The organism is Dyella sp. Tek66A03 (genome assembly GCF_052567735.1).
Window position 1 is genome coordinate 1583891 of the sequence record NZ_CP199584.1, and the last position, 14367, is coordinate 1598257.

The 14367-nt window shown below is 62.4% G+C and carries 12 protein-coding genes and 1 tRNA gene; 11 read left to right on the top strand and 2 right to left on the bottom strand.

The window, feature by feature from the left end; translation table 11 throughout:
* Positions 1-13: 13 nt before the first annotated feature.
* Together rpmA and cgtA are read left to right on the top strand one after the other, a co-directional pair.
* Positions 14-271, top strand: a complete 258-nt coding sequence (rpmA, locus tag ACT01B_RS07200; protein WP_445146687.1) for a 50S ribosomal protein L27 — start codon at positions 14-16, stop codon at positions 269-271.
* A gap of 178 nt (positions 272-449) precedes the next feature.
* Positions 450-1529: an Obg family GTPase CgtA gene (gene cgtA / locus ACT01B_RS07205; RefSeq protein WP_445146688.1), complete on the top strand. Its 1080-nt coding sequence runs from the start codon at positions 450-452 to the stop codon at positions 1527-1529.
* Between the two features lie 434 nt (positions 1530-1963).
* Here cgtA and rpsT read toward each other — a convergent pair whose 3' ends face one another.
* Positions 1964-2227 (bottom strand): 30S ribosomal protein S20, encoded by a 264-nt coding sequence (gene rpsT / locus ACT01B_RS07210; protein WP_445146689.1) that lies wholly within the window; start codon positions 2225-2227, stop codon positions 1964-1966.
* Positions 2228-2494: 267 nt separating this feature from the next.
* Between rpsT and murJ the strand changes: the two genes are divergently transcribed.
* From murJ to ACT01B_RS07240, 6 genes are all read left to right on the top strand, one after another.
* Positions 2495-4102 (top strand): murein biosynthesis integral membrane protein MurJ, encoded by a 1608-nt coding sequence (gene murJ, locus ACT01B_RS07215; RefSeq protein ID WP_445146690.1) that lies wholly within the window; start codon positions 2495-2497, stop codon positions 4100-4102.
* A 207-nt stretch (positions 4103-4309) separates the two neighbouring features.
* Complete coding sequence (locus ACT01B_RS07220) at positions 4310-5263, top strand: bifunctional riboflavin kinase/FAD synthetase (RefSeq protein WP_445146691.1); 954 nt, start codon at positions 4310-4312, stop codon at positions 5261-5263.
* 112 nt (positions 5264-5375) lie between these two features.
* On the top strand, positions 5376-8240 hold the full coding sequence (gene ileS / locus ACT01B_RS07225; RefSeq protein ID WP_445146692.1) for an isoleucine--tRNA ligase: 2865 nt from the start codon (positions 5376-5378) through the stop codon (positions 8238-8240).
* Between the two features lie 192 nt (positions 8241-8432).
* Complete coding sequence (gene lspA, locus ACT01B_RS07230; protein WP_445146693.1) at positions 8433-8924, top strand: signal peptidase II; 492 nt, start codon at positions 8433-8435, stop codon at positions 8922-8924.
* 131 nt (positions 8925-9055) lie between these two features.
* A complete protein-coding gene (gene ispH / locus ACT01B_RS07235; protein ID WP_445146694.1) occupies positions 9056-10015 on the top strand; it encodes a 4-hydroxy-3-methylbut-2-enyl diphosphate reductase in 960 nt (319 codons plus the stop codon).
* 52 nt (positions 10016-10067) lie between these two features.
* Positions 10068-10143 (top strand) — tRNA-Thr (locus tag ACT01B_RS07240).
* Between the two features lie 224 nt (positions 10144-10367).
* Here ACT01B_RS07240 and ACT01B_RS07245 read toward each other — a convergent pair.
* Positions 10368-11507: a hypothetical protein gene (locus ACT01B_RS07245; RefSeq protein WP_445146695.1), complete on the bottom strand. Its 1140-nt coding sequence runs from the start codon at positions 11505-11507 to the stop codon at positions 10368-10370.
* 716 nt (positions 11508-12223) lie between these two features.
* On the opposite strand from ACT01B_RS07245, the gene ACT01B_RS07250 reads away from it, so the two are divergent.
* From ACT01B_RS07250 to ACT01B_RS07260, 3 genes are all read left to right on the top strand, one after another.
* Complete coding sequence (locus ACT01B_RS07250) at positions 12224-12730, top strand: GspH/FimT family pseudopilin (RefSeq protein ID WP_445146696.1); 507 nt, start codon at positions 12224-12226, stop codon at positions 12728-12730.
* Between the two features lie 101 nt (positions 12731-12831).
* Positions 12832-13332 carry a type IV pilus modification protein PilV gene (gene pilV / locus ACT01B_RS07255; RefSeq protein WP_445147444.1) on the top strand — a complete coding sequence of 167 codons (501 nt, stop codon included), beginning with the start codon at positions 12832-12834 and terminating at the stop codon, positions 13330-13332.
* Positions 13329-14345, top strand: a complete 1017-nt coding sequence (locus tag ACT01B_RS07260; RefSeq protein WP_445146697.1) for a prepilin-type N-terminal cleavage/methylation domain-containing protein — start codon at positions 13329-13331, stop codon at positions 14343-14345. The genes pilV and ACT01B_RS07260 overlap by 4 nt, the downstream gene beginning before the upstream one ends.
* Positions 14346-14367: the final 22 nt, after the last annotated feature.

Sequence of the window (14367 nt, forward strand, 5' to 3'; positions counted from 1 at the left end):
GGAGCACTAAGTCATGGCACATAAAAAAGGCGTAGGTTCCAGCCGCAACGGTCGCGATTCGAACCCGAAGTACCTCGGCGTGAAGATCTACGGTGGCCAGGCCATCGAAGCCGGCAACATCATCGTGCGTCAGCGTGGCACGCAGTTCCATGCCGGTACCGGCGTGGGTCTGGGTCGTGATCACACTCTGTTCGCGTTGGTCGACGGTACCGTTCAGTTCAAGGTCCGTGGCCCGCAGAACCGCAGGTTCGTCGACGTCGTCAAGGGCTAAGTCCTTTCGATGCGGCAGCGAAGGCCCCGCTTCGGCGGGGCTTTTCGTTTGTTTCACAGATAAATCGGCAAGAGTGGATAGCGCGGGTTGAGCAGGCACTGCGTGTGTTTTACCGCTGACGGGCCCGCCACGCGCCTACCCATTACCATTAACCGATCAATAATTTACGGTCCTTGATATGAAATTTGTCGACGAAGCCCTCATCAAGGTCCAGGCCGGTGACGGCGGCAACGGTTGCATCAGCTTCCGTCGCGAAAAATTCATCCCCTTCGGCGGCCCCGATGGCGGCGACGGCGGTAGCGGTGGCTCGGTCTGGCTGGTAGCCGACGAAGGCATCAATACGCTGATCGACTTCCGTCACCAGCGCGTGTTCAAGGCCGAGCGCGGCCAGAACGGCATGGGCAGCCAGATGTACGGGAAGGGTGGCGAAGACACCTATGTGCGCGTGCCCGTCGGCACCGTGATCATCAATGTCGATACCGACGAGATCATCGGCGACCTCACCCAGCATGGTCAGCGCCTGCTGGTGGGGCAGGGTGGCAAGGGTGGACTGGGCAATATCCACTTCAAGACCTCGGTGAACCGTGCGCCGCGCAAGTCCACACCGGGTACGCCGGGCGATGTGCGCGAGCTCAAGATGGAGCTCAAGCTGCTGGCCGACGTGGGCCTGCTGGGCTTCCCGAATGCCGGCAAGTCGACCTTTATCCGCGCCGTGTCAGCAGCGACGCCGCGCGTGGCCGACTACCCATTCACCACGCTGCATCCGAACCTGGGCGTGGTCAGCCTGGGTACCGACCAGAGTTTCGTTATTGCCGATATTCCCGGCCTTATCGAAGGTGCGGCGGATGGGGCGGGCCTGGGTATCCAGTTCCTGCGCCATGTATCGCGTACCCGCCTGCTGCTGCATGTGGTCGATATTGCGCCGCTGGAAGAGTCCGATCCGGTCGAGCAGGTGCGTGCCATCGAGCAGGAGCTGATCAAGTTCGATCCCGAGCTGTTCGAGCGCCCGCGCTGGCTGGTGCTGAACAAGGCGGACGTGCTGCCGGAGGACGAGCGCCAGGCCGTGGCCGAGGACATCGTCAAGCGTCTGGGCTGGACCCAGCCCTGGTTCCTGGTGTCGGCCATTGCTCGCGAAAACACCATGTCGGTGTGCCAGCAGGTGCAGCGTTTCCTCGAGGCGCAGCACATGGCGCATCAGGAGCGTAGCGATATGGTGCCGGGTGATGTGCGTCTGCGTGGGGAAGGGGCGGCGGAGTAATCGCGCCACCTACGCGCTTAATTGGAAAGGCGGCCATCGGCCGCCTTTCTTTTTGCCCGACATCTGAGCGAAAGCCATTTTCGCTCGTCATTCCAGCGAAAGCTGGAATCCAGTGACTCTGCTCTACTGGCCTCAAGCGAGGCTCCGACCCTGCAACTGCAATGGGTTGGCAAGTCCGATGCGCTGAAGGCACTGGATTCCAGCTTGACCAGCCCTTCGGCTGTTGAGAGCCGCTGGAATGACGGTGTAGGTGATTGATGCGTGAGGGAGGGGCGATCCGTTTCGTTTAGGCAACACGAAAAAGCCGGCTTTCGCCGGCCCCGCTCCTAGGCAACACAAAAAAGCCGGCTTTCGCCGGCCCCGCGTTAGGCAACACAAAAAAGCCGGCTTTCGCCGGCTTTTTCGCCAACCCAAAAAATCGCTTGAACGCTGGCTTACGCCAGCTCGTGGATCTTTGCGTTGAGGCGGCTCTTATGGCGAGCAGCCTTGTTCTTGTGGATCAGGCCACGGGCAGCATAGCGGTCCATGATCGGCTGCGCGGCGGTAAACGCCTCGACGGCAGCAGCCTTGTCCTTGTTCTCGATCGCCTTGACGACCTTCTTGAGTGCGGTGCGCACCATGGAGCGGGCGCTGACGTTGCGCAGGCGGCGCTGCTCGGACTGGCGCGCGCGCTTCTTCGCGGACTTGATGTTGGCCAAGGTAGAACTCCGGAATTGCTGGGTTGGAAAAAGACGGCGATTATGCGGCCAATGCGCCGTAACGTCAACAGCTTAGCTGTTTGTCAAGGCGCCAAGACTGGCGCAACGCCTTCTGAAAGGCGCAAGAGGGGAACAGGTGGCCTGCATTATGCCATGTTTGAGCTGTCATCTTGCCATCGCCGGCTGTCAGACTATGCGCCTTCCCGGGCAGGGGGTCGGGTCCCGCCGCAGCCTGGCTCTCATTCAAGCAAAGGCATCGTCAGAGGCATGAAGTCTCCCAGCATGTTCCGTGGGCTGCTGTCGTTCAGCAGCATGACCATGATTTCGCGCGTACTCGGTCTGGTCCGGGATATGTCCATCAACGCGGTATTCGGCGCGAATGCGGCGACAGATGCCTTCTGGGTGGCATTTCGCATTCCCAACTTCATGCGCCGGCTGTTCGCCGAGGGTTCGTTTTCCACGGCCTTTGTGCCGGTCTTCACTGAGGTGAAGGAAAAGCGCAGCCACGAGGATCTCAAGCAGCTGATGTCCCGCGTCTCCGGCACGCTGGGAGCCGTATTGCTGGTGATCACCGCGCTGGGCGTGATCTTTGCGCCGCAGGTCGCCACGCTGTTTTCACAGGGGGCGGCCGATACGCCGGAGAAGTTCACGCTAACGGCGGACCTGCTGCGGCTGACCTTCCCGTTCCTGCTGTTCGTGTCGCTAACGGCGCTGTCTGGCGGAGCGCTCAACAGCTTCCACCGTTTCGCCTTGCCGGCCTTGACGCCGGTGATCCTCAATCTGTGCATGATCGGCGGTGCGCTCTGGCTTTCCCGGCGGATCGAGCCGCCGATCATGGCGATGGGCTGGGCGATTCTCGCGGCTGGCGTCCTGCAGTTGCTGTTCCAACTGCCCGCGCTGCGTGGCTTGGACCTGCTGACCCTGCCGCGCTGGGGCTGGAGTCATCCGGACGTGCGCCGCATCCTGAAGCTGATGCTGCCGACCCTGTTCGGCTCATCGGTGGCGCAGATCAACCTGCTGCTGGACACGGTGATCGCGGCCTATCTGATGACGGGCTCGCAGAGTTGGCTGTCGCAGGCCGATCGCTTCCTGGAGTTGCCGTTAGGCCTGTTTGGCGTGGCCTTGGGTACGGTGATCCTGCCGTCGCTGTCGCGCCACCACGTCACCACGGATCGCGATGGTTTCTCCAGGGCGCTGGACTGGGGCTTGCGCACCACGCTGCTGATCGCCGTGCCCGCCATGTTCGCCCTGATGCTGCTGGCCAGGCCGCTGGTAGCGACGTTGTTCCAGCACGGGCAGTTCACCCCATTCGATACGCGCATGGCCACGCTGTCCATTACCGCGCTCAGCTTCGGCCTGCCGGCGTTCGCCCTGGTCAAGGTGGTGTTGCCGGCGTTCTATGCGCGCCAGGACACCAGGACGCCGGTGCGCGCAGGCGTCGCCTCGCTGGTGGCGAACATGGTGTTCAACCTGCTGTTTCTGCTGCTGCTGTTTAGCCTGTGGGCGACGCCGGCGCAGAAGCAGCTGCCTTGGCTGGCCGCGCTGGCGGCGGTGCCGGGCCTGCATATGGCGCTCGGCATGGCCAGTGCGCTCGCGAGCTATATCAATCTGGGCCTGCTGTGGCGCTGGCTGCGTCAGGCCGGCGTGTATCAGCGCCAGCCGGGCTGGGCTCGTCACATGGTGCGCCTGGCGCTGTCCTGCGCGGTGATGATCGCCGTGTTGCTGCTGGGCATGTGGATCTGGCCGGACTGGACCGTTGTTTCGAAATGGACCCGAGTCTGGCGTCTGGCGGTGCTGGTGGCGGCGGGTGGTGGTGCCTATGTCGTCACCCTGTTCGCAGCCGGATTCCGCATGCGTGAACTACGTGGTGTATGAGGCCTGAGAGCCTGCTTGGGATTTCCGCGTAGCCCGCGCCGGGTCTGTTTGCCCGCATGCCGGCGTCATCACTCAGTTGTGTACGGACGTACACGCCCTCGTTCTTCCTGGACCTGCGCGCAAACAGCTCCCGGCGCGGACCACGCGGAGATCCCAAACAGGCTCTGAGCAAGGCAGGGCGGGCGTCTCAACGGCTATACTCGCTCGATGATGAGACTTTCCAGGGATGTCGCCGGCACCTGTCTGGCTCCCGGCGGCAGCGTTGTCGCGGTCGGAGCGTTCGATGGCCTGCATCGGGGCCACCAGGCCTTGTTGGCGGAGGTGCGCGAGCGGGCGACCGAACTCAAGTTGACGCCGGTGGTGGTGAGCTTCGAGCCACTGCCACGGGCTTATTTTTCGCCTGAGCCGGTGCCGCGGCTTTCCAGCGTGCGCGAAAAATTGCTGGGTTTCGGCGCGGCCGGGATGGAGCAAGTGCTTTTGCTGCGCTTCAACCAGGCGTTGACGGCGATGTCGGCTGAGGATTTTGTGCGGCGGGTGCTGGTCGATCGGCTTGCTGCGCGCGAAGTCTGGGTCGGCGGCGATTTCCGCTTCGGCCACAAGCGCGGCGGTGACGTTGCCCTGCTGGAAACGATGGGCAAGACGAACGGCTTCGTCGCGCGCACCATGCCGCCGGTACTGCTGGAGGGCGCGAGGGTATCAGCCACGCGCGTGCGCATGTTGCTGGCGGCGGGCGAGTTTGCCGGCGCGGCGCCGCTGCTGGGTCGCCCCTTTGTGATCGACGGCAAGGTGGAATACGGCCACCAGTTGGGCCGCACCCTGGGTTATCCCACCGCCAATATCCATCTGCGCGAACGCACCAGTCCGGTGCACGGCATCTTTGCGGTGCGCGTGGGCTTGGGCGAAAGCGAGTGCAGTTGGCCGGGCGTGGCCAGTCTCGGCGTGCGGCCGACCATCAACGAGGTCGCCGAACCGCTGTTGGAAGTCCATCTGTTCGATTTCGATGGCGACCTTTATGGCCAGCGCATGGCGGTGGAGTTCGTGGCCAAGCTGCGCGACGAATTGAAGTTCGACCAGTTGGAGGCGCTGACCGCGCAAATGACGCACGACGCCCGCCAGGCGCGCGAGCTGCTGGGCATGAATCCGCGCCTCAGCGAGGCGTAAGCGCCTCAAATCCGGTAACGTTGGCGCTTTCGCCATCCCCATGGCGACGCTAACCGCATGAGCAACGGCGCCGGCATGTCCGCGCCAGGCATAACCCGACGGCATTCAGGCAATGACTCAGGACTATAAGAACACCATCAACCTGCCGCAGACGGAATTCTCGATGCGCGGTGACCTCCCCAAGCGCGAGCCGAAGTGGCTGGCCGATTGGGAGCAGGTGGACCGCTACGCGCAGATTCAGCAGCGCGCCGCCGGGCGCGACAAGGTATTCGTGCTCCACGACGGCCCACCCTACGCGAACGGCGCCATCCACCTGGGCCATGCGGTCAACAAGGTGTTGAAGGACGTGGTGGTGAAGTCGCGCCTGCTGGCCGGCTACCGTGCGCCGTACGTGCCGGGCTGGGACTGTCACGGCCTGCCGATCGAGATCGCCGTCGAGAAGAAATTCGGCAAGGCGGGCGATAAGCTCGATGCCGCCGCCTTCCGCCAAAAGTGCCGCGAGTATGCGCAGCAGCAGATCGACCTGCAGCGCACCGACTTCAAGCGCTTGGGTGTGTTGGGCGACTGGGATCATCCGTACCGCACGATGGATTTCAAGTACGAGGCCGACATGGTGCGTGCCTTGGCGAAGATCGTCGCCAACGGCCATGTGGTGCGTGGCGCCAAGCCGGTGTACTGGTGTTTCGATTGCGGCTCGGCGCTGGCCGAGGCGGAAATCGAATACGCCGACAAGGTTTCGCCGGCGGTCGACGTCGCTTATGACGCGATCGATCCCAAGGCTTTGGCGCAGTTGTTCGGCGTTGACGCGGGCGACGCCATCGTCGCCGTGCCGATCTGGACCACCACGCCGTGGACCTTGCCGGAAAGCCTGGCAGTGTCGCTCGGCGCGGAGCTGGAGTACGCGCTGATCGAAGTGCAGCCCCGCGACGGTCGCCGTGTCTTGCTGGTGGTCGCCAGTGCGCTGGCCGAAAAGGCCTCGCAGCGCTATGGCCTGGAGCAGGCGAGCGTGCTCGGTCATGCCGCCGGCCAGGCGCTGGAAGGCGTGCTGCTGCAGCATCCGTTTTACCCGCGCGAAGTGCCGGTGTTGTTGGGCGAGCACGTCTCCGCCGAAGACGGTACCGGCGCCGTGCATACCTCGCCTGACCACGGCGTGGAAGACTTCGTGGTATCGCGCAAGTACGGCATCGAGACGCTCAATTACATCGAAAGCCGCGGCACCTATCGTGCGGACACGCCCGCCGCGGTGGATGGCACGGTCATCGCCGGCCTGCATGTGTGGAAGGCCAACGACGCCATCGTCGAGTTGCTGCGCCGCCAAGGTGTGCTGTTGGCGTTCGCCAAGATCACACACAGTTATCCGCATTGCTGGCGCCACAAGACGCCGGTGATCTTCCGCACTACGCCGCAATGGTTTATCAGCATGACGCAGGCCGGTCTGCGCGACACGGCGATCAACGCGATCAAGAGCGTGCGTTGGGTGCCGGGCTGGGGTGAAGAACGCATCGCCGGCATGGTCAGTGATCGCCCCGACTGGTGCATCTCGCGTCAGCGCACCTGGGGCGTGCCCATTGCGCTGTTCGTGCACAAGGCGACGCAGGAACCTCATCCCGACAGCATCGCGTTGATGGAGCAGGTAGCCAAGCGTATGGAGCAGGGCGGCATCGACGCCTGGTATGCGCTGGATGCAGCCGAACTGCTCGGCGATCAGGCCAAGGACTATGAAAAGGTCCTCGACGTGCTCGACGTGTGGTTCGATTCCGGCGTCAGCCATTTCGCCGTGATTGGCCAGCGTCCCGAGCTGCAACAGGGCAACGCGGACAGCTACAAGGTGATGTATCTGGAAGGCTCGGATCAGCATCGCGGCTGGTTCCAGTCGTCGCTGCTGACGTCGGCCGCCATGTTTGCGCGCGCGCCGTATCAGGACGTGCTCACCCACGGTTTCACGGTGGATGCGCAGGGCCGCAAGATGTCCAAGTCGATGGGCAACGGCATCGAGCCGCAGGACATCATGAAGACGCTGGGCGCGGACATTCTGCGCCTGTGGATCTGCTCGACCGACTACCGCAACGAGATGTCGTTGTCGGACGAGATCTTGAAGCGCGTATCGGATACGTATCGTCGTATCCGCAACACCGCGCGCTTCCTGCTCGGCAATCTGGACGGCTTCGATCCGACCAAGCACCTGGTGCCGGTGGAGCAGAGCCTGTTGCTGGACCAGTGGGCCGTGCAGCAGGCCTATGACGTGCAGCAGGCGGTGGCGGCGGCGTACGACCGTTACGACTTCCCGGAGATCGTGCAGCGCGTGCAGAACTTCTGCACCAACGAACTCGGCGCGCTGTACCTGGACATCACCAAGGATCGTCTCTACACGATGCCGACCGACAGCCACGGTCGCCGCAGCGCGCAGAGCGCGATGTACCGCATCGCCGAAGCGCTGGTGCGCTGGTTGGCGCCGGTGCTGACGTTCACCGCAGAGGAAATCTGGCAGAACCTGCCGGGCGAACGTACAGAAAGTGTGCTGTTCGAAACCTGGTACGACGGCCTGGCCGCGACGCAGGGTTCACCAGAGCAGCGTCGCTACTGGTCCGATCTGTTGGCCATCCGCGACACCGCCTCGCGCGTGCTCGAAGGCATGCGCAAGGGCGAACAGATCGGCGCCTCGCTGGAAGCGAAGCTGGCGATTCACGCCGACCAGGCCATCGTGTCGCGTTATGCACCGGTGGCGTCCGAGCTACGCTTCTTCTTCATCACCTCGGAGCTGCGCATGGACCTGGCCGGTGGCCAGCCGGCGGACGCCGTGCTGACCGAGCTGGAAGGCGCCGACGTATGGGTCTCGGCCACGGTGAGCGACGCACTCAAGTGCGTGCGCTGCTGGCACCGTCGCGATGATGTGGGCACCCACGCCGCGCATCCGGAGTTGTGCGATCGCTGCATCAGCAATGTGGAAGGCCCCGGCGAAGATCGCCGCTGGTTCTGACCCCACACTTCTTCCTCTCCCCTCCGGGCGACCCGAAGTTAGTCCCTGTGGGAGAGAGGACCAAGGTGAGGGGCGCGTGCTCGCGGTCTCCTTCCAACGGATCTTGCTTTGCCGTCCCCCGTCGCAAGACTGGCCCCTAACCCCAACCCTCTCCCCATGGGGAGAGGGAGCTAACCGCCACAAGACTCACCTATGAAATCCAAGCCCAACGCACTCCCCTGGCTGTGGCTCTCCGTAGCCGTCATCGTGCTCGACCAGCTCAGCAAATGGTGGGCGCTGGGCGCCTTGCAGCCGGAGGGCATGCCGCATCAGGTCATTCCGGGCCTGCTGAACTGGACGCTGGCTTTCAATACCGGCGCCGCCTTCAGTTTCCTGGCTAGCAGCGCCGGCTGGCAGCGTTGGTTCTTCGTCCTGCTGGCTCTGGTGATCACCGGCGCACTGGTGGTTTGGCTGGCGCGCACGCCGCGCCGCGACTGGCGCACGGCTTTGCCGCTCGGTCTCATCATCGGTGGCGCGCTGGGTAACCTGATCGACCGCCTGCATGCGGCCCAGGTCACCGATTTCATCCAGGTGTATTACCGCGCGTGGAGCTACCCGGTGTTCAACGTGGCCGACTGCGGCATCACGGTGGGCGCGGTCATGCTGATCGCGTTTGGCCTGTTCACGGGCAAGGCCAAGACCTGATCGTTCAGGTAGGAGCGGCTTTAGCCGCGACAAGGGCTGCCAGAGTACCTGTCGCGGCTAAAGCCGCTCTCACAGCCGCGCATGCGATAATGGCCACCAGTCAGTCGACCGATTCCAGGTTCGGAGCCTCCGTGGATATCCTGCTCGCCAACCCCCGTGGATTTTGCGCCGGTGTGGACCGTGCCATCGCCATCGTCGAGCGTGCGCTCGAATCCTATGGCGCGCCGATCTACGTGCGGCACGAAGTGGTGCATAACCGCTACGTGGTCGACAAGCTGCGCGCCGATGGCGCGGTGTTCGTGGAAGAGCTGCACGAAGTACCCGATGGCGCCACCGTGATCTTCAGCGCGCATGGCGTTTCCAAGGCGGTGCGCGAAGAGGCCGACCAGCGCAAGCTCAACGTCTTCGACGCCACCTGTCCGCTGGTTACCAAGGTGCATATGGAAGTGGCCCGACTCGGGCGCCTGGGACGCAGCGTGGTGCTGATCGGCCATGCCGGCCATCCGGAAGTCGAAGGCACCATGGGGCAGTGGAATCCGGCCAATACGGGCGAAATCCTGCTGGTCGAGTCGGTGGAGTGCGTAGCCACGCTGGAACCGAAATTCCCGCATGAGCTTTCCTACGTCACCCAGACCACGCTGTCGGTGGATGACACCAAGGCCATCATTGCTGCGCTGCGCGAGAAGTTCGTGGATATCGAAGGGCCGCGCAAGGACGACATCTGCTACGCCACCCAGAATCGCCAGGATGCCGTGCGCCGCCTCGCCGACGCGGTGGACCTGATGCTGGTGGTCGGCTCGGTGAACAGCTCCAATTCCAACCGCCTGCGCGAACTAGCCGAGAAGCAGGGCGTGCGCTCGTATCTGATCGATGGCGCCGAGCATATCGAGCGCAGCTGGCTCGACGGCGTCACGCGCATTGGCCTGACGGCGGGTGCTTCGGCGCCTGAGAAGCTCGTCCGCGACGTGATTGCGCGCCTGCAGTCCTGGGGTGCCGGCGCCGTCAGTGAGCTGGACGGCGAACCGGAAACCATCACCTTCGCGCTACCCAAGGAACTACGCATGGTCGGCAGTTCTTCCGCGAGTCTGTGAGCGCGAACGTCTTGCACGCTTTCCTTCAGCTCCGTAGAATTGGCGGTTCCTCGCCGGAATAGCTCAGTTGGTAGAGCGGCGCATTCGTAATGCGTAGGTCGTAGGTTCGATTCCTATTTCCGGCACCAGCACCAAAAAGTCATTGAGCATCAATCAGTTGCCTCGATGGTCTAGCAGCAAATAGGTCACCTTTTCAGGTCACCAACAAGAAAGCCCCGAGGTTCTACCTCGGGGCTTTTCTTTTGCGTGCTCACGAAACGCGGATCGGCATCGCCGCGACGCCGTCAGCAGTGACTGCGGCGCGAAAACACCCGTGAGATTGATACTTCCTGGCCCGGCGGCACTGGAATATTCACTGTTGCTCTTCGGTGGTCGGGACGAGAGTGACGACGAGGTCGTTGGCGACATCGTCGATCGCCGCGTAGTTGAATACCGGGTTCTCCGCCGACAGTGCCGTGGCCACGCCGAATGCGCCGCCTTGTGAAGCGTCGACATTGACTTCTCCGACGAATTTGCCGGTGCGCGTGAACTCCACGATTTCACTCGGATGCAGAGGGTCTGCATTGACCGCGTCACCGTTGGCGGTGAGTAGATGCCCATTCGGAGCAAATGCCAACGCCAGTGGACCACGCAAATGGGGACTCACAAAAACAAGGTGGCCTTTGTTCACTGCTGTACTGCGCTCGCCCGCGTTGGGCACTGCGAAAATCGCATTGTCCGCTGTAGACGCGACGAACAGCGTGCCTGTGCTCCCGTCATAAGCGAGCCCCGTTGGTCCCAAGACCAGCGCTGCCGCGTTGGGCTGATGAGCGTACCCAACGGCAATCTGTACTTTTTTGGTGACCACGAACCCGGAGGCGCCAATGCTGACATCCAGTCGCGACACGGTGCCGCTGAGCGCGTTGGAGACGAATATTTGCGCATGATTGCCTTGATCGTTGATGGCCAAATCCCAGGGGCTGTCCAGGAACGTGCTATTGGACAGCGTCGTCACCAAGTGGCCATGGGCGTCGATGACTTGGAGCGTTCCCGGCGAAATCGTGTTTATCGTGCCGTCTGTCGTAGGCAGGTTTCCGACGATTACGAAGCCCCGGCTAAGCACACCCAGTGCGGTTGTCAGACCCGCTTGGTGGCTTTGGAAAAACGTGGTGGCGCTGCCGGGAGTACCCGCTGCGACACCTGGCGCCAAATCACCCGTGGGCGTCAACTTGACGATCGTTGTTCCCGTGCCCTGCAGATTGTTAATGTTATTGAAATTCGATACCAGTACGTCGCCGGGCGCTATGGATCCGCCCCGAGGGAAGTTCTGGGGCACGAACGCCACGCCGTAAGGGTTCAAGTCTCCGTTGGCCGGGATCGTGGACGATGTGATGCCGCGCGGCAAGAAAGCGTCCTGCGAATCTGTCGCTTGCGCACTATTGATGGAGTAAAGGAATACGAACGCTAGCCCCATCGCGGATATTCGGGTCATCCTTCGAATATTCACGCCCATGGTTATCTCCTCCTTCAGTCGGGGACACCAGGACCTCTCCACTCCCCTGAAACGTGTGGTCCAGGTGCGGTGCACGCCGGCGCGCCGCCCTAGGGGCGGTCACACGTCAGAGATGTGCATTGCCTAAAGTGATTCCCTCCTCCATGCGAGATGGTTCATCGGTCATGGCGAGAGATTTAGATCACATTCATCCAGCTCTACGTGGTCCGCCACCACGTTCGTAGATGGCTATCGAGTTCATCCGCCTCACGCATAGCACCGACCACCGATATCGGCGAGGGCGATAAGCGGCTCGTTCAATCTCGTGAGGGCTTGCTGGGGCTGCCGCCCACCCAAAGGCTCTGACTGGCCCGCCCTTTGAGGTCTATGGTTGCCAATCGTCAAGTTATTGCGCTCTCCTCCGGCGGTGTCAGCGATGCATGGTGCGTAACCCTTTGATCTTCATGGATCGCACGAGTAATGCTGTAAATCCGGGCGCCATGGCGTAAGAACTTGCCGCCTGTCGGCAGATTCATGCCGCTGGTCGGCGCAAGTATTTACGTTTCCGTCAGCTTGACTAGAGTCTGCTGCGAGATAGCAGGGGGCTCTTTATGCAGATCTTGTCGGGTCGGACCAACGGTGGGCAAACGGGAGGCGGATTCGCTTCGAAGGCAATGCCGAGTGTGCGAGCGCCAGCGCGCGAAACCCCCAGGTTGGATGAGCGCGGATTCACTCTGGTGGAGCTGTTAATTACGCTCGCTGTGGCTGTCGTGCTGATCATGGCCGCCGTGCCGAGTTTCCGTCAGTTGACGATCTCGAATCGGCTCACCACCACCGCCAACGATCTCGTCGCCTCCATCAATACCGCTCGGATGGAAGCAATCAAGCGCAACGCCAGTACGCAATTGTGCAGCGGCAGCGTTTCGGCCAATTCCACGAATGCGCTCGGGACGGCATGCGGCACGTCTGCCGGGGCCGTCTATGCGATGACGGGAACCGATACCACACAAGTGCGCGCCGCCGTGGCGGGCCTCGCGTCGCCGCTCCAACTGAAGGGCGATCTGAAAGCGCTGCGCTTTCGCGGTCAGGGCCAGGGCTATGCGGTAGGTGAGTCGAGCCCCTATACCGGCTTGGTCGCGGATCTCTGCACGACCGCGCTGGAGGTGGACAACCACCGCATCATCTCGATGACCGCAGGCTCGGCGATCGTAACTACGACGGAGTCGGGGAGTTGTTCGTCATGAGGGCCTTTGCAGCACCGGTGCTTTCCCGTTCGCTCCATAACGGCGTCGTTCCCAACGCGCCGTCCATGCACGCAGGCATCTTCATTTCTCGCCGCATCAACATGACACGTCGATTTTCCCCTCGCGTGGCCATTCATCGTGGTGCGTCATCGACATCTGCACAGCGTGGCGTCGGCCTCATCGAAGTACTGGTGGCCGTGCTGATTCTCTCGATCGGCTTCCTGGGCATGGCTGCGTTGCAGGCGAAGTCGCTGTCCACCAATAACAGCGCCATGGCCCGCAGCATGGCCACGATTGCCGGCTACTCGATCCTCGACGCCATGAGGACCGATGTCGCTGCCGCTTCGAGCGGGGCATACAACACGTCTGCCCCATTAAAGGCCAACGCGTGTCCCGCCGCTGATAGCACGCTGGTCAAGACGCAGCTCAATGACTGGTGCAGCCAGCTCGGCGCGACCTTGGGCAAGACGGAAACCACCACAGGCGCGATCAGCTGTTCGGGAATCCGAGGCGACTGCTTGATCACCATCACATTTGACGACAGCCGCGCCGGAACGGGTGGCGCAAGCAACCAGGTTGTTGTCACCAAGGGCATGCTATGAGCGCGCTGCGGACTTTGAAGCGCAACCGCTTGGGGGCGGTGCGCCATCACGCGCACGGCTTCACCTTGATCGAACTCATGGTGGCCATGTTGCTGGGCCTGGTGGTGATCGCTGGCGTGGGTAGCGTGTTTCTGTCTAACCAGCAGGTGTATCGCGCCAATAAGGCACTGAGCGACGTGCAGGACAGCTCGCGCATTGCCTTCGAAATGCTTGCACGGGATATTCGTAACAGTGGACTCACCGCCTGCAGCAACAGCAGTCGCGTGGGCAACGTACTCAATACTGGCCCTAGCAATGGCGGAAGCGTCTGGTGGGCGGACTGGAACAATGCCGTCCACGGCTACGCCGGAAACGATGCGGTGGTTCCTGCAGGCACGGGCCAGGGCGATCGTGTGTCTGGCACACCCTCGCTCCAGCTTATCGGTGGTGACGAAATAAGCTTTAGCGTCGCGACGCACGACGCTTCTGGCGCGCAGTTCACGTTGAACGAAAGCAGCGCGGATCTGGGTTCGGGCGATGTTTTTATCGTGTGCGATTTCGACCACGCGGCCATCTTCCAGTCCAGCTCATTCAGCCATTCGGGCAAGACGATTGGGCACGCTACCAGTGGCGGCAACTGCTCGGCCGGGCTTGGCTATCCCTCGGTGTGCACGGCCGCAGGCAACAGCTACAACTTCAGTCCCAACGCGCTGATTACACGTCTCAACGTATCCGATTGGTACATCGGCCAGGGTTCGGCCGGAGGGACCTCCCTGTTCCGGCTAGGGAGTACCGGCGGTACCCCGATCAGGCAGGAAATGGTGACCGGCGTGACAGGCATGACGTTGTTGTATCGCCAGTCCGGGCTGGCAGTGGCGTTCGTCGATGCCGCCAACGTTACCAACTGGGCAGCCGTAACCGCGGTGAAAGTCACGTTGACGATACAGGGCAGTGACCCGCGCGCCGGCATGAACGCCAGCCCGATTTCCCGTTCGTTTACCGCAACCACAACGTTGCGAAATCGGGTGATGTGAGATGAAGTCTTTATACCGACCC

What these genes read in the sequence shown, in the direction of transcription:
- murJ (WP_445146690.1), top strand. Translation starts at nt 2,495, where the DNA reads ATGAAGTCTCCCAGCATGTTCCGTGGGCTGCTGTCGTTCAGCAGCATG.
- rpmA (WP_445146687.1), top strand. Translation starts at nt 14, where the DNA reads ATGGCACATAAAAAAGGCGTAGGTTCCAGCCGCAACGGTCGCGATTCG.
- pilV (WP_445147444.1), top strand. Translation starts at nt 12,832, where the DNA reads ATGACACGTCGATTTTCCCCTCGCGTGGCCATTCATCGTGGTGCGTCA.
- ACT01B_RS07220 (WP_445146691.1), top strand. Translation starts at nt 4,310, where the DNA reads ATGATGAGACTTTCCAGGGATGTCGCCGGCACCTGTCTGGCTCCCGGC.
- lspA (WP_445146693.1), top strand. Translation starts at nt 8,433, where the DNA reads ATGAAATCCAAGCCCAACGCACTCCCCTGGCTGTGGCTCTCCGTAGCC.
- ileS (WP_445146692.1), top strand. Translation starts at nt 5,376, where the DNA reads ATGACTCAGGACTATAAGAACACCATCAACCTGCCGCAGACGGAATTC.
- ACT01B_RS07245 (WP_445146695.1), bottom strand. Translation starts at nt 11,507, where the DNA reads ATGGGCGTGAATATTCGAAGGATGACCCGAATATCCGCGATGGGGCTA.
- ACT01B_RS07260 (WP_445146697.1), top strand. Translation starts at nt 13,329, where the DNA reads ATGAGCGCGCTGCGGACTTTGAAGCGCAACCGCTTGGGGGCGGTGCGC.
- cgtA (WP_445146688.1), top strand. Translation starts at nt 450, where the DNA reads ATGAAATTTGTCGACGAAGCCCTCATCAAGGTCCAGGCCGGTGACGGC.